A 19,068-nucleotide genomic window follows, 5' to 3' on the forward strand; every position below is an offset into this window, starting at 1 on the left:
GTCAACGCCAAAGATGAGCGTGCGTTGCGAACGCGCCCTGAAGCTTTGACAGAAACCGGTTGAACGGACCGGACGGTGCCGAATACCCCAGCGCCAAGCGTTCAACGGCCACTTCGACAGGGCAGGGTTGTCTGGTGATCGGATCGAAATAGCGTGGATAGTCAATCAAGGTGGCGTGCACCAAACCCATCAGCGACGGCCGTGCACCTCGCCTGACGGGGACGGCATCCAGATCGGTGGTCAGGCCCCATCCCGCATAGAAGGGCGCGCCCAGGGTCGTGACCTTCACCCCGCGCAACAATGCCTCGAACCCCAATAGCGATGTCATCGTCCAAACCTCGTCCACCTGCGTCAGCAGCGAGGCTGGGTCAGTCCGGGTCACGACAAGGTCCGCAAGAGACTCTGCGTCTATCTGGCCATCCCGCAACCCGGCTTCGACATCAGGGTGCGGTTTGTAGATCAGGATTGCATCGGGGTTGGCTTCGCGCGCTGTTTTCAGCAGGTCCAGATTGCTGCGCACCGTGTTGGTGCCCAGCAGGATCGAGGCGTCATCTTCAACCTGTCCGGGCACCAGAATTCGGTGCCCATGGGGTAGAACCGGCGCGGATTGGCCCGTGTTGTATTTGCTCAAACCATCGGCCAGCAAGCTCTCGACAAGCCGTTCAGCGCGCAATTCCTGATCCGGACGCAATGTTGCGCGCTCGCTGATCAGGTTTTCCAACTGGCTGGGCTTTGTGGGGTCATAGTAGATACCGATTTCGTCGGTTACCAGCGATAGGGGCGGAACAAGCGCCGCCCCAAGTCCGCGGGAACGCAAAAAGCCGTCTTCCACACGAACGGCCCCTTCGCTGTCGCGCGCCTGACTGGCCCAGACCATAAGGGGGCGATCCGAGGGGGCAGGCTGTGTGGCCGTAAAGCGCAACGTGCCATGCCGCCCGAAAATCTGCTGCATGTGCCGGCGTTTCCACAGACGCATGCCGGCCGCCGTCCAACCGTGCCTGTCCTGCCGCCATGCGCGGGTCTGCGCCTCCAAAATGTCCAGAACCGTTTCCAGTTCGCAGAGCTGATCGCGAAAGGGGTCGTACCAGGTCGGGTAAAGCAGCATCGCGGCCGCGAACAGTTGCGCGCGGGTCAGGTTGCGCTGTCGGCGTTGGACTGGGAATTCATCCTGCGTCAGGCCCCAGCCGGCATAGAACGGTTGGCCGAAAACGCGCGGTTTGTGACCGGCCAGGATTGCTTCAAAGCCCAGCTGCGAGGAAAGGGTATAAACCGCAACGGCACCCTCAAGCAGGGGCCAGGGGCTGATCGATTTGTCAAACCACGTGACCCGGTCTGACAGGTCCTGATCGGTGAAATGCCCCTGACGATGACCTGCCATCGTTTCTGGATGTGTCTTGATCAGAATGCGCGCGCCCGGGTTTTCCTCCTGCGCGACCACAAGCATTTCAAGAAAACGGGCACGATCGGCACCGCTTGCCGTGACGGCGGCATCGCCAACCGTCTGATCGATGACCAGTACATAACCGGGGTCAGGTGCGGCAAGATCGGGGTCAAACGCGGAATACTTGCTGAGGTGCAATTCCCTGACCCGCTCCATCGCCGCGCGTGCGCGGTTCAGCAGCGCGGTGTCGTCCAAGGGATCAGTGTTCAGCAGCTTCTCAAGGTCGGAAGGTTCTGCCGCATCGAAATGCGGGCCTGAACGGTCCAGCAAAAGACCCAAGGGCGGTTCACCGGCGCGCCCCGGGTGCAGAGACCTGAGAAAGGCATCCTCGACCCGCAGAACGGGTGCACGGTGTTTTTCGGCGATGCGCAGGCCCCGATACGCGGTCGGGCTGTTGCCCCATATGCCCACGCAATCGCCATCCTTGGGAAGACCCAGACGAATGTCATATCCGGCAAGCGTTAGAATCCGTCTCAGGCGTTTTTGCGTAAGAAACCCGCCGTTGTAGACGAACAGCCGGGTGCGCTCGGCCCCGGCTGTGCTGTCCGGATCGGGTACCATGCATCAGTTGCCGGTCAGCGTGGCGACGTTTGCGATGGGGGTCAGGCCACCAGCGATCAGCGAGATCGATTTGCTCCACTGTGCATAGGGCGCTTCGGTCACATAAATCGTATCATCGTCGCGGATCACGAAATCCCGCGCGATGAACAGGCCGTTGGGGGCCGTCAGGTTCAGCAGGTAGATCATGCGTTGATCCCCCTTCAGGTCGGCGCGTCCGGTGATGCTGCGCGCGATGTCCTGGCGCTCTTTTCGCAGAATGAAAATGCCGGTTGGATCAGAGGACAGTGTTAGCAGACCACCGACCTGAGCCAAAGCTTCCAACGCGGTAAGGTCCTGACTGTCAAAGGCCACGCGAGACTGACCTCCGGTCGCGCCGAGAGCTATGTATGATCTGCTGTCTTCTTCCACCAAAATGCGGTCGCCGCCACGCAAAGCGACGTCCAGTTTCGGGTTGCGGAACAGATCTTCGTACCAGACAGTGCCCTTTTGATCCCCTCGGATCAGTGTCACCAGTGCGATATCCGACGCTACTGAGACCCCGCCCGCCTTGGACAGCATGCCAAGCAGGGAACGGGTTGGGCGTTCGATCGGATAGATGCCGGGGGTTGCGACTGTACCCGTCAGCGAGACGGTGGAACCGTCACCCGCAACACGCCGCACTTCGATCTGTGGGTCGGGTGTCTGTTCCCGCAGCTTGTTCGTAATCAAAACGCGAAGCTGTTCGGGGGTATTGCCCGCGGCCCGAATCCGACCCGCATAGGGGACGAAAATGAAACCATCGCTGTCGACCTGAACTTCGTCCAGAATGGTCGCCGCACCGGTTTCGCCGGACAGCAACCCGTCGTCCACGTTTTCCCATATGGTCAGGCCCAGCACGTCACCGGGGCGGACAGTGTCGGCGGTCAGGGCCTGGGCGCTGCTGAACGAGGACGAAAAGCCAAACTGAGGCACGGCGGATGCAAGGCGTGTCACGCGGTCATCGACTTCGACGACAAACGCGTTGCCGCCATTCTGGACTGCGCCCGCCAGAATTTCGGTCTTGTTCGGCCCGGATTTCGGAAGTTGGCAGGCCGCCATCAAGCCGATTGCGGCTACAAGGGAAACCCCCCGCATCCATCGCTTAGGAGAGAATTGCACTGCCGGATATCCTCAGTCTTTTGTTGTTGCGGGAAGATTAGCCGGTAAGCAGCACAACTTCCAGTCACAGAGCGCCCGAATTACTCGACGATTTTCAACTGTGGCGTCGGTGCCTCGTTCTTGTTCAGAAGGGCCTGATAAGGGTCACTGCTGCTGAGCATCATGTCCACGGCGCGGCGCAGCAACTGCCGCCTGCCGCGCCTAGAATAAAACCCGCCCGGAATCTGGCTGGTTTCCAGCAGGAATTGCCGGTAACAGCGATAGGCGTCGACATCCGGCGCGTCTGGTGCCGCAAAAAATGCGGCGATCGACTGCTGTGATACGAAGTCGGTCTTGTCATAAACCGAACGTCCGAAAATACGCAGCGGAATACCCCGCCACAAGACCTGCTGCCCCGCAGTGGAATTCACGGTGACGGCCGAGTTCGCCTCATCCAGCAAACCTGCCAGTTTTCCGCCGGGGACATAGTGAACACGGTTCTGCACCCCGTGTTTCCTGGCAATGTCCATGGCACGCAGGTGCAATGGTTCACGGTGGTTTTCCAAAGGGTGCTCTTTTACAACCAGCCTGTGATGCGCCGGTGCGCCTTGCGCGAATCCTGCGATGACCAGTTCCAGAAAATCGGACATGCAAGAGAATTCGGAATGGGCCTGAACCGAACTGTCATGCCCCAGTTGCAGCAACACGAGGTGATAGGGGAAGCCCCCCCATCTGACGCGCGTCGTGGCAATGCTGCGTTGCAGGCGATGAACAGGCATCAGCATCAGGCGTTTGAAATACAACCGGAATTCCTGTGAAACCGACAGATCACGATGAGGCCGGAAATTACGGTATCCCTTGTTCAGGAACATGACGAACCAATGATAGAGGGCGCCGTAGAATATGTGTTGCCGCATATCCCCCCAATGCGATGGTGGCGGGGGCGTTTTGCCGTCCGACCGGGCCAGAGCCTGCCGCATCTGGTCGACATTCAGTGACATCAGGCGCGAGTGCCCGTTTGACCCGTCCCGCTCGTACGTAACCCACCAAGGCCGCAGGTAGCCTTCTTCGAAAACGTGAATTGTCAGCCCTTGAGACTTCGCAATCTCAACTGCGCGAGCGTGGACCGGTCTCGTGTCGCCATAGAGAACGATATCCGTGACGCCCTTGTCGGCAATCAACCTGTTCAATGTCTCGGGCCAATCGCCGGGCTTGTTCCGGAACGCGATGAAACTTGCCTTGTCGAACCAGAACGCCTGATCCCCCGCATTGAACCCAACCCGCCAGACCTGTGCCCCCGTGGCGCGCAACATCCGCCCGAGTGTTGAGAAAAACGGCCCGTGAGGTCCCTGAAGAAACAGGAAGACCCGTTTGTCTGAGCCTGAGGGCATTTGCGGCATCTAGACTGCTCTTTTGGTATTTGTTGCCGAAACTATGCCCGTTTGGGTCTTGTACGGCAAGGCGGGGCTTGCCCGCGCGGCCCATTGGGCTTACCTCGACGGTGAATAGCAGGCACAGGTTAGGAACTGAGGGTTAACGGAATGTTCACAGGGATCGTCACCGACATCGGCACCGTCACCGAGCTGGAACAGCAGGGGGATCTGCGCGCCCGGATCGAGACGGCCTATGACACGGCCGGTATCGATATCGGAGCCTCGATTGCCAGTGATGGTGTGTGCCTGACGGTGATCGCGCTGGGCGACGATTGGTATGATGTTCAGATCAGCGCCGAGACGGTTTCGAAGACCAATCTTGATACCTGGGCCGTCGGCAAACGCGTCAATCTGGAGCGAGCGCTGAAAGTCGGTGATGAACTGGGCGGTCATATCGTTTCGGGTCATGTGGATGGTGTGGCCGAAGTGGTAGCGGTCGAGGATGAAGGCGACAGCACACGTGTCACCTTGCGCGCACCAAAAGCACTGGCGCGGTTCATAGCGCCAAAAGGGTCGGTTGCGCTGAACGGAACATCGCTGACGGTCAATGACGTGAATGATTGCGAGTTCGGCATCAATTTCATCCCTCACACCAAGGAAGTCACGACCTGGGGCGATGTCGGTGTGGGCGATCGCATCAATCTTGAGATCGATACGCTGGCCCGGTACGTCGCGCGCCTGGCCGAGATGTCCTGATACGTCGCGTCGGAAAACCCCAGCGCCGTTTGTGGACTGGTCTTTGCGCCCTCAGTGGTCTATTCCGCCGAGCAAACCTGCCATGTGAAAGGCTGCCCCATGAGCTTTGAAACCCCCGGACCGGTCGAGGCCCAGTTGCGTGACGCGATCAGCCCGATCGAAGAAATCATCGAAGAGGCGCGCGCCGGCCGGATGTACATTCTGGTCGATCACGAAGATCGCGAGAACGAAGGCGATCTGGTGATCCCGGCCGAGTTTGCGGATGCCAAGGCGATCAACTTCATGGCCACCCACGGGCGCGGTCTGATCTGTTTGCCGATGACGGCAGAACGGATAGATGCGCTGGGCTTGCCTATGATGGCCGTGAACAACTCATCCCGCCACGAGACGGCCTTTACGGTTTCGATTGAGGCACGCGAAGGTGTCAGCACCGGGATTTCAGCCGCCGACCGGGCGCTGACCGTGGCGACCGCGATCAACGAACAGAACACGATGGCGCATATCGCCACCCCGGGCCATGTCTTCCCGTTGCGGGCAAAGCGGGGCGGGGTGCTGGTGCGCGCAGGCCATACCGAGGCCGCCGTGGATATCTCGCGTCTTGCCGGGCTGAACCCGTCAGGCGTGATCTGCGAGATCATGAATGAAGACGGAACCATGGCGCGCCTGCCGGATCTGGTCGAGTTCGCCAAAAAGCACAACATGAAAATCGGCACGATCAGCGACCTGATCAGCTATCGGGCGCGCAATGACAATCTGGTTGTCGAGACTTCTCGTCAAACAGTCACCTCGGAATACGGCGGTGAGTGGGAAATGCGGATTTTCACCGATCAGACCCACGGCATTGAACATGTTGTCATGATCAAAGGTGACATCACCACGCCCGAGCCCGTTCTGACGCGCACGCACGCCCTGCACGAAGCGCCGGATATCCTGGGGCTTGGCCCGAAATCATCGCGCGAGTTGCCGCGCGCGATGGAAAAGATCGCCGAAGAGGGCCGCGGAGTGGTCTGCCTGTTCCGCCAGCCGCGCAACTCGTTGTATGCGGTCGAAGATGAAGGCCCGCGCACCATCAAGCAAACCGGTCTGGGGGCGCAGATCCTGTCCAAGATGGGGATTCAGGAACTGGTGCTTCTGACCGACTCTCCTGAAACGGTGTATCTTGGGCTGGACGCGTTTGGCCTGTCCATCGTCGGCACCCGCTCGATTCTGAAGGAAGACTGAACATGGCTGAACAAGACAAACACGGAATTCTGCCGACACCCAGCTTCGACAAGCCGGTGAAACTGCTGATCGTGGCGGCTCCGTTCTACCGCTCGATCGCCGACAACCTGATTGCGGGTGCCACGGCCGAGATCGAAGCGGCTGGCGGCACCTGCGAAGTGGTCGAAGTGCCCGGCGCGCTGGAAATTCCCACGGCCATCGCAATGGCCGACCGACAGTGCAACTTTGACGGCTATGTCGCGCTTGGCTGCGTCATCCGCGGTGAGACCACGCATTACGAAACCGTCTGCAACGACTCCAGCCGCGCGATCCAGCTGCTGGGCCTACAGGGGCTGTGCATCGGCAACGGCATCCTGACGGTCGAGAATGACGAGCAGGCCGAAGTCCGCGCCGATCCGGAAAAGATGAATAAAGGGGGTGGCGCGGCCGCTGCGGCCTTGCATCTGATCGCGCTCAGCCGTAAGTGGGGCGCTTCGAAAAAGGGCGTCGGATTCAAGCCGCCGTCCGAGTCCATCCTGGTGGCGGGCGACAGCAACGGATCAACGACAGCATGACCCAGACAGACACGCCGAAACCGGCAAACCGGAAACGCCTGATGAAATCCGCAGCGCGGCTTTATGCCGTGCAGGCGCTGTTCCAGATGGAACAGTCGGGCCAGACGACCGAGCAGGTGGTCAACGAGTTTCTGGACCACCGGTTCGGCGCGGTCTACGAGGGCGACGAGATGCTCGAGGGCGACAGCACGCTGTTCCGCAAGCTGGTGGATGACGCGGTGAACTATCAGGCGCCGATCGACCAGATGACCGACCGCGCGCTGGTGGCGAAATGGCCGATCGCGCGCATCGACCCGACCCTGCGCGCGCTGTTTCGCGCGGCGGGTGCGGAACTGACCCAAAGCGGCACACCGCCCAAGGTGGTGATCACCGAGTTTGTCGATGTGGCGCGTGCCTTTTTTTCAGAAGGTAAAGAACCAAAATTCGTCAATGCCGTGCTGGATCACATGGCGCGCGAGGCCCAGCCCGAGGCGTTCTGACACGTTTACCTGAACCAGACATGCGCTAGCATTGTTGTCGAAGCGCAAGGAGGTTCGCCATGCCCAAACTGATCCGCCTGTATATCACGCAAGTCGCCTGGGGTTTCGTCATTTCGGCCGTGTTTGTCGGGGTGCTCTTGGCGCTGAACGTCGCGAACCTTCGGCATCTGATCACCGGGTCGGAAATCGGCCTGATCGCGTTGGTGATGATCTGGTTCATGAACGGCATCGTCTTTGCCGGCGTTCAGTTCGCGTACAAGATCATGAGCATGGCGGAAAAGCCGCAGGGGCCGCGCCGGGGAACACCGGTCGCACACAGCTTCGAGCCGGCAACCGTGAAACAGGAAGCCCGCGCAGGGCGCTAATATTTCAGGGAAAGTGCGGCGGGACCACCAGTCAACCGTGCGGTTTGATTCCCGAGGACCTGTATGTACAGGTGGGCGCCGGGTAATCAGGCCAGGACCTGAACAGAGCCAGCCCCCTCGGAATTGCTTAAGGCCACCAGAATGCTACCTGTCACAAGAAGGGCAGAACCCGCCACGCGCTTAAGTAGGGCGTCTGACGGGTTCGCGCAAGAGGTCAGGCGTCAACTGTTTCGTGCAATGACACACGCAACTTGCCGAAATGTTCATCCCATCCTTTGTCCAGGGCCAGGATCAGATCAAATGCTGCGACGCCTTGCGGCAATCCTTCGTGCACAAGCTCAAGACGTGTGCCGCCCAAGACCGGCTCCAATGTCCATTTGACCACGCTTACAGCGTCTCCCATCGGTTTGACGGTGAAGGTGTGTTCAAGATATTTTGGGGGGCGGGCGACACGGACCTCTCCCCAGATCAGCAAGTCGCCGCTTGTCGTGCCGAACATCTCAAGCTTCTGACCTTCTGCCAGTGTTCTTTCAGGTTTGTGGAACCATTCCGCCAAATGCTCAGGTTCCGTAAGATAAGCCCAAACGGTTTCCGGTTCCGCCCTGAGGAAAATCGATTTCTTCAATACGGCATCAGTCATTTTGTTTCCTTTCAATGGCTTCCTTGAGAGAGTTGAGGCGATCGTCCCAGAACTGGTCAAAATAGCTGAGCCAGTCGAGCACCGGGGCCATACCCTGTGGTTCAAGTCGATTGATGCGTTCCCGGCCGCGCGCTTCGACTGTGATCAACCCACCGTCGGACAGAATCGTCAGGTGTTTTTTGACCGCAGCGCGGGTCATGTCGAACCGGTCCGTCAACTGCCCGATCGTCATGTCCTGTGACGAGAGCAGTCGCACGATGTTCCGGCGTGTGGGATCGGCCAGCGCGCGAAACGCGTTTTGAGTTTGGTTCTCCATAAGCAACCCCAGAAATAGTACCTTTTGGTGTCATATTATTGCAATACCAAAAGGTACCATGTCAAGACGCAAAGGCACTTTACTTTTGTTCGCTAATTGTTCACATTTTCAGCTATGACTTTGGATCTGCAACCAGGACAGAGACTGGCACGTGGCGTCGCGCGGCATCTTGCGGCGCATGGCTTTGTTTCCGTGGAGGAATTCGTACCTGCGCGCGGGTTGCGCGTTGACGTGATGGGGCTGGGGCCAAAGGGTGAGTTATGGGTGATTGAGTGCAAATCCAGCCGTGCCGATTATCAGTCGGATTCGAAATGGCAGGGCTATTTGGAATGGTGTGACCGATTCTTTTGGGCCGTCGACACGGAATTCCCGACCGATCTGTTGCCTGATGAAACAGGCCTGATCATCGCCGATGCCTATGATGCGGAAATCGTGCGCATGGCGCCCGAGGACAAAATCGCACCGGCGCGGCGCAAGAAGATGATCCAGAAATTTGCAACGGATGCCGCGCGCCGTTTACACGCGCTTCGGGATCCCAGGCTGTAAGGTCAACCTTTGACGGCAAGGGCGGCTTGTACCGCAGCACGAATTTCGTCGGCGATTTCTTCTGCTTCTTCCGGGTCAAAATCCATCGGTATTTCGATGCCGTCAGCTTCGATGAACAGGCGGACCATACCCTGATCGGTCGGACCGATTTGCAGGTTTGCCTGAATGTCGCGTTCGGTATTGATGCCCATCTGTGCCTCCGAGACTGAGCGTTCCTGCTAGCGCGCACGGGGTTGAGAATCAAGTCACCTTTGCGGTCAGATGAGATATGGAAGACGCCGTTCTCAGACCCTTTCACCCCGATGACGCCGCGTGGCTGGTTGAACAGCACGGTCTGCTTTATGCGCGCGACGAAGGGTTTGATGACAGCTTTGCGCCCCTGGTGGCCAGCATCCTTGACGACTTCATGGCCAACAGTGACCCCGAGCTTGAAAGAGGCTGGATCGCCGAGCAGGACGGGCAGCGTCTGGGCAGTATTTTCTGCGTTGCTGTTGACCGGAATACCGCCAAGTTGCGGCTGTTTCTGCTTGTCCCGAAAGCACGAGGGCTGGGGCTGGGAAAGCGCCTGTTGCAAGCATGCACTGCCTTCGCACGCGGGGCAGGATACAAAGAAATGGTTCTGTGGACGCACGAAAGCCATACCGCCGCCTGCGCACTTTACAAGGCGTCCGGCTGGGAATTGACAGATAGCAAAGCGGTGCATTCCTTCGGTGTCGATCTTGTCGAACAAAGCTGGAAATTTCGGCTTTAATGCTCTTGCATTCCGCGGGCGTGTTCGGTACATCGCCCCTCACGAGTGCCGCCTTAGCTCAGTTGGTTAGAGCGCTGGATTGTGGATCCAGAGGTCCCCTGTTCAAGCCAGGGAGGCGGTACCACTTCTCCCCTTTTGAATGTGCTGAAAAACGTGCGGGCGCGCGGTGATTGGCGTTGATTTGATTTGGTGTCCAGACGTGACTGGCGCGCCGAAACTCAGCGCGCCAGGTTCAGTTTGAACCGCATCTTGGCCCGTTTTGCGACCGGCAGGTGCCGGTTCAGGCGTTTATTGATCAGGCCAAAGCCCCCGACAATCACCAGCGTCAGCAGGATGAAATAGAACGCCAGTATCGGGTATGGGATGAACGGGTTGAACGTCTTGTCCGCAAAGTAACTGGCGTAATACAGGGCGTCTCCGCGTTGCTGCCATGCCGGAAAGGCTGAAAAGAAGACCAGCGTTGTTGCGTGGAAAAGAAAGATTGCTTCGTTTGTGTAGGCAGGCCAGGCAAGACGCAACATGGTGGGCCAGACGATCCGGCGAAAACGGGCCCAGCCTGACATGCCATAGGCATCTGCGGCTTCGATATCGCCCTTGGGAATGGACCTTAGCGCTCCGTAAAAGATCTCGCCTGAATAGGCGGCAGTGTTGAGGAACAGCACGATCAGCGCCCCCAGCCAGGCCGAGGTGAAGGCGTCGAACATCGGGTTGGATTTCTTCAGCGACAGGAACAGGAAATAGGCGAAGAAAAACTGGATAAACAAGGGCGAGCCGCGAAACAGGAAAATGAACCATTCCGAAGGCTTGCGAAGCCATTTGTTTGCTGACGCCTTGCCGACGGCCAGGGCCGTGGCCAGAAAGAATCCGGTCGCCAGCGCCATGATCCCGAAATAGACATTCCAGATCATCCCCGACCCGATCAGCGTGAACTGTTCGCACAGGGTGAAGTCACTTTTGGGCAGTAGCCGCTCGCCGATACCCAGGGACCGCAGGCCGTAATCTTGAATCGTCTGCAAGCAGCTCATGCCGTGGTCTCCTTGCGCAGAAGCTCGCCGCCGGACGTGGCCTGCCCGTGGGACAGTTTCCGCATCAGCTTTTCAAGCCCAAGTTCAGATACGCGCGTCATGCCGAGGTAGAAGATAAGCAGGAACAGGAAGTACCACATGCGCCAGTCGCCATGCGGATACTGGGTGAACTTGGACGTCTTGGTGCCGCCAAGTTCGCGGGCCCAATAGACGATGTCTTCGATCCCCAACAGGAACAGCAGCGGAGTGGCCTTGATGAGAACCATCCAAAGATTCGACAGGCCGGGCAGGGCATAGACCCACATCTGCGGCACAAGGATGCGCCAGAAGGTCTGACGACGGGACATGCCATATGCTTCGGCGGTTTCAAGCTGCGCGTGGGGCACGGCGCGCATTCCACCAAACAAAACGTTTGCCGCAAACGCCCCGAAAACAATTGAGAAGGTAACGACGGCCAGGAAAAAGCCGTAGGTTTCATGCACCCATTCCGGTGCGGTCCCCAATGGCAGCTTGGCCGCCTGACAGACGATAAAGTCATTTCCCTGCCGGATCGGGTCGGTCCATTCGGGGCACAATATCTTGTGCCGCGTCCATTCGAATGCCTGATCCAAGGCTATCACGAAAAACAGGAAGAAAGCGATGTCCGGAACACCACGCACGATGGCAATATACCCTTTGCCCAGCCAGCTCAGCGGCGGGAAATGTGATCGGGCGGCCATTGCGCCAACAAAACCAAACGCCAATGCGACCGGCGCGGTCACCGCCAGCAATCCCAACACCTTGAGGAACGACAGGTAGAAGGACCAGTGCACGCCGTTGGTCAGGTAGCAGGAGAACCAGCGGAACGTTCCAAGCGTGTCAGGGTCAGCGCAATAGGAAAACATGAAGCGTCTTTCGAACGTCGTACCCGGTTGTTCCACCGGGCAGGGTTCGGCGCGAGGGACGCGCCGAACCGCTTGATACGGATTAGTTTGTAACGACCGAACCGTCAGCGTTGTAGGTCGGAACGCCTTCGCCGAACCACTTGATGATCAGTTCGTTCAACGAACCATCCGCTTTCATCGAGGTGATCGCCTCGTCGAACTTTCCGCGCAGTTCGCCATCCGATTCACGGATGCCCAGCCCGATGCCACCGCCCAGCGGAACGTCATCACCCACGAAGACCAGCTCTCCGGCGGACTCCTCGACGATCGGCACCAGGAAGTCCTTGTCGGCAAACACGGCATCGGCTTCACCGTTGCGGACGGCTGCGATGGTTTCTTCCGGAGTTGCAAACTCGACCAGAGTCGCGCCCGACTCGGCTACGTGGCCTGCCTGAATGGTGGCGGTCTGTGCGGCAACGACGCCGGTGGTAACATCAACATCCTCAGACGCACCGACATAGGCCGAAGCCGCAGGCGGGAAGTAGTTCTGGGTGAAGTCGATGACTTCGTCACGTTCGTCGGTGATCGACATGCCCGCGATGATGGTGTCGTAGTTGCCCGAGACCAGGTTCGGAATGATCGAATCCCAGTCGTTCTTGACCCATTCACATTCCAGGTTTGCACGCTTGCACAGTTCGTCGCCGACTTCACGCTCAAAGCCGTCGATTTCGCCCGCATCATTGATGAAGTTGTACGGAGGGTAGGCGCCCTCGGTTCCCATGCGGACCGTGTCGGCCATGGCGATACCGGCGGTCAGCGCCAGTGCGGCAGTGGACAGAATCAGATTTTTCATTGGTTGCTCCCCAGTTTGGTTCTGTTTTTGAAGTTAAGCCGCCTGAGTGGCGGAGAGAAAACCCCGAAGCCGTTCGGATTCAGGAGATGTGAAGATATCTTCGGGCGTGCCTTCTTCCTCGATCAGGCCCTGGTGCAAGAACACCACGTGGCTTGAAATGTCGGCGGCCATTTTCATGTCATGCGTCACGATGATCATGGTACGCCCTTCGGCGGCCAAGTCTTTGATCACCTTGATCACTTCCTGTTCCAGTTCAGGGTCCAAAGCCGAAGTCGGTTCATCAAACAGCAGGGCTTCGGGTTCCATGCACAGGCCGCGGGCAATGGCGGCGCGCTGTTGCTGCCCGCCGGACAATTGCGCCGGATAGGCGTCGCATTTGTCGCCGATGCCAACCTTGTCCAGATACTTGCGCGCGCTTTCTTCCACCTCGGCCCTGTCGCGCCCCAGAACGGTCACGGGGGCTTCCATCACATTTTGCAGGATGGTCATATGCGCCCAAAGATTGAACTGTTGAAACACCATCGACAGGTTGGTTCGTATGCGCAGAACCTGTTTGGAGTCGGCGGGGCGGCGCCCGTGGCTTTCCCCGGACCATTTGACAGGCTCACCCTTGAAAAGGATTTCTCCCTGCTGGCTGTCTTCCAGAAGATTGCAGCATCGCAGAAGCGTCGATTTGCCGGACCCGGACGACCCAATCAGTGATACCACGTCACCGCGATGTGCCGTGATATCGACCCCCTTCAACACTTCAAGATTTCCGAAGCTTTTGTGAAGGTCTTTGATTTCGATGACGGGTGCAGTTTCTGTCACGGGCAGTCCAGTGGTTGGTGGTGTTGGTCCGGTACTAGGACCGAAAAAAAAGGTCAATGCAATGTGCAAATGACAGAATCAAGCGGAGAAACACCCAAATTGGCCAAAATCAGTCGACAAATTGGGCAGTCGTTGATCCGCCATCTTTGGGGGGCGCCGGAGTGGGGACAGCCAAGTAGTGCGCCGCGGGAATATCGATCAACCCGCGAATATGCAGCAATCGTTGATCGTCGTCGCAAAGCTGGTCAATCGCGGCCCGAACAGCGCCTGCAATGACCTGCGGATCCCGACCCATCGACGTGATGTAGGGAAGGGTCGGAGTCGGAGTCGTTCTTGCCAGTTCGCGCAGTTTGGTCCCCAAATTGCTATGTTGTTGCAGCATCAGCCACGTCAGCATGTCCAACGCGGCAAAATCCGCTTTGCCATCTGCGACGGCTTGGGCAGACAGCGCATGCCCGCCGGTTTTCAACAGTCCGGCGGGGTGCAGGTTTGCCTGGGTCATATGTGTGATCGGGGCCGCCCAGCCGGATTGGGACAAGCCCTCATTATACGCGAACACGCCTGTGCTCAGCCCCGCCAGATCCCGGTCGTCGTCATTCCGAGACACAAAGACCGAGCAATAGTATCCGGGGGGACATCCGGGCAGGCCATAGTCCGGGGTGCCAACCAGTTGCACGTGACCATGCAATCGGGTTCGAAACGGCATGCCACAGGTTTGTGCCAGAATCAGTTTTGGGTCCCGCCAGACCGTCCACACGTCTTTGTCTCGGGTAAGGTGTTCCGGGCCTGATCCAAGTTGGGCGCGAATCAGGTTCCAGAACCTGTCATTGGCGGCTTGCAGGGCAGGCATGTCATACATGCCCAGCATGGCAATCACGATTTTGCAGCCTTTTGCCGTGCCAAAGCGGAATCCACGTCACTTACGCCTAGAAGACTGACCACCAGACGCAGCAGCGAATCTTCCTCGCTTGTGCGGTGCCCATCGGCCAACGCCACGGACCACAGTGCCTGAACGACCGCAAGCCGATCTTCATAGGCAACCGCCTCTTTGATGGCTCGGGTAAAGCGGACGGTGTCCGGGGCCTCGGCCTCAAGATCTTCTGCGCGGGCACGCAGGGCGGCGCATTCGAACGGGGAAAGGCCATAGCGTTGCGCCGAAATTCGGTCGATACGGGCCATTTCGGTATCGGAATAGTCATTGTCGGACCGTGCCAGACGCACCAGCAGGGCCGTCAGGGCCAGGCGGGCGTCATCGTCGACAAGAGGATCGGGCTGAGGCTGCGTGAGCCTGGAAAGAAATTCACTGAACATGCGTTAGATATAGCGAGCGACTAACTCACATCCAAGCGGCTTTGAACGCGTTCACGCGCAGCCTTGCTGTCGTTAAAGCTCAACCCCATGGCAACGCGGGCTTCCTCGACGATTTTCACCTCGCCTTCGTCGGTGTTTCCATCTGCCAGAACAACTTCCCACAGCGCATCCAGAGCGGCCAGGCGTTCCTTCAGATCCGTGGTCTCACGGATCAGCTTGCCGAAGGTATCGGTATCCGGCGCTGCCGCGTGAAGCTTTTCGCATGTGGCGCGCACCTTGGCTGCTTCGATCGCGTTGTGCTGGTAAAGACGGGCCAGGATTTTGTCGATCAGGCGGATCTCTTCCAGCTTGTAGTCCCGATCAGCCTGCGCCACGCGCACCATGAGCGCACCCAGAGCAAGTTCGGCATCCGGGTCCGGAAGATGTTCATGCTGGGGCGGTCTGAGCGCCTGAAGGAACTTTTTCAACATGGCAAAAGATTATTCCATATTTTGTGGTGCGCCAAGCTTAGTCTACCCGTCATAGCCCTGAATGATCACAAGATCGCCCATCGATACCGGGGCGCGCAGTGCTTTGGCTTTCTGGTATGCTTCGCTTTCGTAACAGGCAAGCGCATCCTCATAGCTGGGAAATTCGATCACGACGGTCCGGGCGCGCGCTGCGCCTTCCTTAACTTCGCGCTTTCCTCCGCGCGTCAGAAAGCGCGCACCATAAGCTGCAAAGGGTTCCGCATTTGCAGCAATGTAGGTCTTGTACGTGTCCATGTCGTCCACATCGACATGTGCAACCCAATAGCCTTTCATCAGGCTTGCCTCCTGTTCAGTTTCAAAAGCAGGGTGGTGAGAAGTGGCGGCAATTGCAATCCCACAACTTCAGGGTGATCAGTTTCGGTAGTGAATAGCGGCGTGCGCCTGATCTGTTAACCACTTGATCATCTGACGATAAGGAACCGGACCATAGCTGACGCGCGCAACCCCCAGTTCAGCCAGACGCGGTGTGCCAGGAGTGCCGGGCAGGGCGATGATGTTGACCGGCAGATTCGTACGCTCGCACAGACGGCTGATCATCGCCTCGTCTTTCAGCCCCGGAGCAAAAAAACCGCTGGCGCCCGCAGCCTCATAGGCCGAAGCACGGGCAATGGCGTCGTTCAGCATGGCCTCATCATGTGTTTCTGCCGGGGCTTTCAGGAAAATGTCGGTTCTTGCGTTGACATAGGCAGGTATGCCCGCGTCTTCGCAGGCCGCGCGCATGGCTTCGACGCGTTTGGCCTGAACAGCTGTATCGTACAGCCCGTCACCGCCGATGATCTGATCTTCGAAGTTGAAACCAACCACGCCGCAATACAGCGCACGCTTGACGTTTTGCGCAATGCCCTGTGGATCTTCGGCATATGCCCCTTCGAAATCCAGTGTCACCGGAAGTTCAACCGCTGCAACGATGCGGCGCGCATTGTCCAATGCGGCCTCAAGCGGGATGTTCTGACCGTCGCCAAAACCCTGTGCCATGGCGACAGGTGCGCTGCCTGTGGCAATGGCTTGCGCGCCTGCATCCCGCACCGCGCCGGCACTGCCAGCATCCCAGATGTTGAACAGAATGACGGGGTCGCCCTTTTTGTGAAGGCTGGCAAAGGTCTTCGCGCGTTGGGATTGATCGCTCATCGGGGCTCTCCTGTCGTTGTGTGATCAACAGTTAACCCCATGAGGGCAGACCGAGTAGAGGTTTTTTGCTCGGCAGCGTCACATTGAAGTGACGGAAACCGCACGGCCCGGTCCACGGCAAGATGGTCCGGGCCATGCTGGTGCATGGGCAAGCGGCGGTGCGTGCCTCAGGCTTCTTCTGCCGCGCCGGATACGAATTTTGCGCTGAAATTGGCCTCACCCAAACGCTTCAACAGGTTCAGCTGAGTGTCCAGCCAGTCCTTGTGGCCTTCTTCTTCCAGCAAGATGCGTTCGAACAGGGTCCTTGACCCGACATCGCCGACCTCGGCGGCCTGCAACGCGGCCTTGGTATAGAAGTCGACCGCCTCGGTTTCATCCTTCAGGTCCGCGGCAAACATGTCTTCCAGAGACCCCGCGGCGACTGGGCTTTTCTGAAACGCAAGCTCGGGCACGCCGCCAAGGAACAGGATACGCTCGATGAACGCGTCGGAGTGACCCAATTCTTCCTGCATTTCAGCGCGCATTTTTTCGGCAAGGATGTCCAGCCCCCAGTCCTCCAGCACATGGGCATGCAGCTGGTACTGGTGCGCCGCCGTCAGCTCCATATGAAGCGCTTGCTGGAGGTTGGTAATCGTTGTTGCGTTGCTCATCGGAAATCTCCTGAAACTCTGAACGGCATTGAGCCTGCGAAGCAGAAATTCTGCTTGCACATACAGTTAAGAGATCAGCCCGCACAAAACAACGCGGGGTGACAGTCCGACACAGCCCAGGGTCAGACCAGGCGCGAGGTGTCTTTCGCAGCGCGCACGAAATCGCGGAACAGGGGATGCGGATCGAACGGTTTGGACTTCAGTTCCGGGTGGTACTGCACGCCGATGAACCATGGGTGATCCGACCATTCCACGATCTCGGGCAGGCGTCCGTCCGGCGACATGCCCGAGAAGTTGAGCCCGGCCTTTTCAAGCTGCTCACGGTATTTGATGTCCACTTCATAGCGGTGACGGTGGCGCTCTTCGATCTGTGTGCCGCCATAAACTTCAGCGACTTTCGATCCTTCTGCCAGCACCGCATTGTAAGCGCCCAGGCGCATGGTGCCGCCCTTGTCGTCACCGACCTTGCGTTCGACCTTGTGGTTGCCCTGCACCCATTCCTTCAGATGGTACACGACAGGTTCAAAACGTTTCTTCCCGGCTTCGTGGTCGAATTCTTCCGAACCGGCTTCCTTGATGCCAGCCGCATTTCGGGCGGCCTCGATCACGGCCATCTGCATCCCAAGGCAGATGCCCAGATAGGGGACTTTGTGCTCGCGCGCATATTGCGCGGCCTTGATTTTGCCCTCTGTGCCACGTTCGCCAAAGCCTCCGGGGACGAGGATGGCGTGGAAACCTTCAAGATAGGGGGCGACGTCTTCGTTGTCGAAGACCTCGGCGTCAACCCATTCGACCTTGACCTTGACCCGGTTGGCCATGCCGCCATGGGTCAGCGCCTCGGCGATCGACTTATAGGCGTCTTCCAGCTGGGTGTATTTACCGACGATGGCAACCTTCACTTCGCCTTCAGCGTTGTGGATGCGGTCGCTGACATCTTCCCATTTCGCCAGATCGGGTTTCGGTGCCGGGCTGATCTGGAACGCATCCAGAACCGCCTGATCCAGACCTTCGCGATGATACGCCAGCGGAGCGTCGTAGATTGTACTCAGGTCCTGCGCGGCAATAACGCTATCAGGGCGGACGTTGCAGAACAGTGCCAGTTTTTCACGCTCTTTGGTCGGGATAGGCCCTTCAGAGCGGCAAACCAGAATGTCGGGGGCGAGGCCAATCGAGCGCAGCTCTTTCACCGAGTGCTGGGTCGGCTTGGTTTTCAGCTCGCCAGAGGCCTTGATGTAAGGCAACAGTGTCAGGTGCATGAAAATACACTGACCACGCGGCTTGTCCTGACTGAACTGGCGGATCGCCTCGAAAAACGGCAGACCCTCAATATCGCCCACGGTGCCACCGATTTCGCACAGCATGAAATCAACCTCATCCTCGCCGATGGCGATGAAATCCTTGATCTCGTTGGTGACGTGCGGGATCACCTGAATGGTCTTGCCCAGATAATCCCCGCGGCGTTCCTTTTCGAGCACGTTGGAATAGATCCGCCCCGAACTGACCGAGTCGGTCTTGCGCGCGGCCACGCCGGTGAACCGTTCGTAATGGCCCAGGTCCAGATCGGTTTCGGCCCCGTCATCGGTGACGAACACTTCGCCGTGCTCAAACGGCGACATCGTCCCCGGATCCACGTTCAGATAGGGGTCCAGCTTGCGCAGCCGTACCGAGTACCCCCGGGCCTGCAACAAGGCGCCCAACGCCGCCGAAGCCAGTCCTTTGCCCAAGGACGAAACCACACCACCAGTGATGAATATAAAACGCGCCATAGTTTTTCGGCTG

General features: G+C 58.5%; 24 protein-coding genes and 1 tRNA gene. 8 read left to right on the top strand and 17 right to left on the bottom strand.

Annotated features, from left to right (window positions below; genetic code table 11):
* Position 1 precedes the first annotated feature (1 nt).
* From FIU92_RS05225 to FIU92_RS05235, 3 genes are all read right to left on the bottom strand, one after another.
* Positions 2-2,002, bottom strand: coding sequence for a capsular polysaccharide biosynthesis protein (locus FIU92_RS05225; RefSeq protein WP_152457551.1), 2,001 nt, complete (start codon positions 2,000-2,002; stop codon positions 2-4).
* Positions 2,003-2,005: 3 nt separating this feature from the next.
* The gene (locus FIU92_RS05230) at positions 2,006-3,139 is read right to left on the bottom strand and encodes a polysaccharide biosynthesis/export family protein (protein ID WP_152457552.1); all 1,134 of its coding nucleotides are present in this window, start codon (positions 3,137-3,139) and stop codon (positions 2,006-2,008) included.
* Positions 3,140-3,219: 80 nt separating this feature from the next.
* Complete coding sequence (locus FIU92_RS05235; RefSeq protein WP_371419742.1) at positions 3,220-4,509, bottom strand: capsule biosynthesis protein; 1,290 nt, start codon at positions 4,507-4,509, stop codon at positions 3,220-3,222.
* Positions 4,510-4,659: 150 nt separating this feature from the next.
* Here FIU92_RS05235 and FIU92_RS05240 point away from each other — a divergent pair, with 150 nt between their 5' ends.
* The 5 genes from FIU92_RS05240 to FIU92_RS05260 all read left to right on the top strand — a co-directional run bounded on the left by FIU92_RS05240 (position 4,660) and on the right by FIU92_RS05260 (position 7,866).
* Positions 4,660-5,247, top strand: a complete 588-nt coding sequence (locus FIU92_RS05240; protein ID WP_152457554.1) for a riboflavin synthase — start codon at positions 4,660-4,662, stop codon at positions 5,245-5,247.
* Between the two features lie 99 nt (positions 5,248-5,346).
* Complete coding sequence (gene ribB, locus FIU92_RS05245) at positions 5,347-6,468, top strand: 3,4-dihydroxy-2-butanone-4-phosphate synthase (RefSeq protein WP_152457555.1); 1,122 nt, start codon at positions 5,347-5,349, stop codon at positions 6,466-6,468.
* A 2-nt stretch (positions 6,469-6,470) separates the two neighbouring features.
* Entirely contained in the window at positions 6,471-7,022 is a 552-nt protein-coding gene (locus tag FIU92_RS05250) for a 6,7-dimethyl-8-ribityllumazine synthase (protein WP_152457556.1), read from the top strand.
* Positions 7,019-7,501, top strand: a complete 483-nt coding sequence (nusB, locus tag FIU92_RS05255) for a transcription antitermination factor NusB (RefSeq protein ID WP_152457557.1) — start codon at positions 7,019-7,021, stop codon at positions 7,499-7,501. The genes FIU92_RS05250 and nusB overlap by 4 nt, the downstream gene beginning before the upstream one ends.
* Before the next feature lie 59 nt (positions 7,502-7,560).
* Positions 7,561-7,866, top strand: coding sequence for a hypothetical protein (locus tag FIU92_RS05260; protein ID WP_152457558.1), 306 nt, complete (start codon positions 7,561-7,563; stop codon positions 7,864-7,866).
* A gap of 214 nt (positions 7,867-8,080) precedes the next feature.
* Here the strand turns inward: FIU92_RS05260 and FIU92_RS05265 are convergent, their stop codons facing one another.
* Positions 8,081-8,506 carry an SRPBCC domain-containing protein gene (locus FIU92_RS05265; RefSeq protein ID WP_152457559.1) on the bottom strand — a complete coding sequence of 142 codons (426 nt, stop codon included), beginning with the start codon at positions 8,504-8,506 and terminating at the stop codon, positions 8,081-8,083.
* Positions 8,499-8,822, bottom strand: coding sequence for a helix-turn-helix transcriptional regulator (locus FIU92_RS05270; RefSeq protein ID WP_152457560.1), 324 nt, complete (start codon positions 8,820-8,822; stop codon positions 8,499-8,501). The genes FIU92_RS05265 and FIU92_RS05270 overlap by 8 nt, the downstream gene beginning before the upstream one ends.
* 114 nt (positions 8,823-8,936) lie before the next feature.
* Between FIU92_RS05270 and FIU92_RS05275 the strand changes: the two genes are divergently transcribed.
* The gene (locus FIU92_RS05275) at positions 8,937-9,368 is read left to right on the top strand and encodes an MmcB family DNA repair protein (RefSeq protein WP_152457561.1); all 432 of its coding nucleotides are present in this window, start codon (positions 8,937-8,939) and stop codon (positions 9,366-9,368) included.
* Between the two features lie 2 nt (positions 9,369-9,370).
* Here the strand turns inward: FIU92_RS05275 and FIU92_RS05280 are convergent, their stop codons facing one another.
* The gene (locus FIU92_RS05280; RefSeq protein ID WP_152457562.1) at positions 9,371-9,559 is read right to left on the bottom strand and encodes a DUF6324 family protein; all 189 of its coding nucleotides are present in this window, start codon (positions 9,557-9,559) and stop codon (positions 9,371-9,373) included.
* Between the two features lie 77 nt (positions 9,560-9,636).
* Here FIU92_RS05280 and FIU92_RS05285 point away from each other — a divergent pair, with 77 nt between their 5' ends.
* Together FIU92_RS05285 and FIU92_RS05290 are read left to right on the top strand one after the other, a co-directional pair.
* Positions 9,637-10,119, top strand: a complete 483-nt coding sequence (locus FIU92_RS05285; RefSeq protein WP_152457563.1) for a GNAT family N-acetyltransferase — start codon at positions 9,637-9,639, stop codon at positions 10,117-10,119.
* Between the two features lie 47 nt (positions 10,120-10,166).
* Positions 10,167-10,243 (top strand) — tRNA-His (locus FIU92_RS05290).
* Positions 10,244-10,337: 94 nt separating this feature from the next.
* On the opposite strand, the gene FIU92_RS05295 is transcribed toward FIU92_RS05290, so the two are convergent.
* The 11 genes from FIU92_RS05295 to FIU92_RS05345 form a co-directional block, all read right to left on the bottom strand.
* Positions 10,338-11,144, bottom strand: coding sequence for an ABC transporter permease (locus FIU92_RS05295; protein ID WP_152457564.1), 807 nt, complete (start codon positions 11,142-11,144; stop codon positions 10,338-10,340).
* A complete protein-coding gene (locus tag FIU92_RS05300) occupies positions 11,141-12,028 on the bottom strand; it encodes an ABC transporter permease (protein WP_152457565.1) in 888 nt (295 codons plus the stop codon). The genes FIU92_RS05295 and FIU92_RS05300 overlap by 4 nt, the downstream gene beginning before the upstream one ends.
* 82 nt (positions 12,029-12,110) lie before the next feature.
* Positions 12,111-12,860: a transporter substrate-binding domain-containing protein gene (locus FIU92_RS05305; RefSeq protein ID WP_152457566.1), complete on the bottom strand. Its 750-nt coding sequence runs from the start codon at positions 12,858-12,860 to the stop codon at positions 12,111-12,113.
* A 33-nt stretch (positions 12,861-12,893) separates the two neighbouring features.
* Positions 12,894-13,670, bottom strand: a complete 777-nt coding sequence (locus tag FIU92_RS05310) for an ABC transporter ATP-binding protein (protein ID WP_152457567.1) — start codon at positions 13,668-13,670, stop codon at positions 12,894-12,896.
* Positions 13,671-13,779: 109 nt separating this feature from the next.
* Entirely contained in the window at positions 13,780-14,538 is a 759-nt protein-coding gene (locus FIU92_RS05315; RefSeq protein WP_371419743.1) for a phosphate/phosphite/phosphonate ABC transporter substrate-binding protein, read from the bottom strand.
* A gap of 5 nt (positions 14,539-14,543) precedes the next feature.
* A complete protein-coding gene (locus FIU92_RS05320) occupies positions 14,544-14,981 on the bottom strand; it encodes a TerB family tellurite resistance protein (protein ID WP_152457569.1) in 438 nt (145 codons plus the stop codon).
* Between the two features lie 20 nt (positions 14,982-15,001).
* The gene (locus tag FIU92_RS05325) at positions 15,002-15,451 is read right to left on the bottom strand and encodes a TerB family tellurite resistance protein (RefSeq protein WP_152457570.1); all 450 of its coding nucleotides are present in this window, start codon (positions 15,449-15,451) and stop codon (positions 15,002-15,004) included.
* 42 nt (positions 15,452-15,493) lie between these two features.
* Positions 15,494-15,787, bottom strand: coding sequence for a DUF1330 domain-containing protein (locus FIU92_RS05330; protein WP_152457571.1), 294 nt, complete (start codon positions 15,785-15,787; stop codon positions 15,494-15,496).
* A gap of 75 nt (positions 15,788-15,862) precedes the next feature.
* Positions 15,863-16,639, bottom strand: a complete 777-nt coding sequence (locus tag FIU92_RS05335) for an isocitrate lyase/phosphoenolpyruvate mutase family protein (RefSeq protein ID WP_152457572.1) — start codon at positions 16,637-16,639, stop codon at positions 15,863-15,865.
* Positions 16,640-16,806: 167 nt separating this feature from the next.
* Complete coding sequence (locus FIU92_RS05340; protein WP_152457573.1) at positions 16,807-17,289, bottom strand: bacterioferritin; 483 nt, start codon at positions 17,287-17,289, stop codon at positions 16,807-16,809.
* A gap of 122 nt (positions 17,290-17,411) precedes the next feature.
* A complete protein-coding gene (locus FIU92_RS05345) occupies positions 17,412-19,055 on the bottom strand; it encodes a CTP synthase (RefSeq protein WP_152457574.1) in 1,644 nt (547 codons plus the stop codon).
* Between the last annotated feature and the right edge of the window lie 13 nt (positions 19,056-19,068).

This window comes from Ruegeria sp. THAF33, assembly GCF_009363615.1.
Lineage (GTDB): Bacteria > Pseudomonadota > Alphaproteobacteria > Rhodobacterales > Rhodobacteraceae > Ruegeria.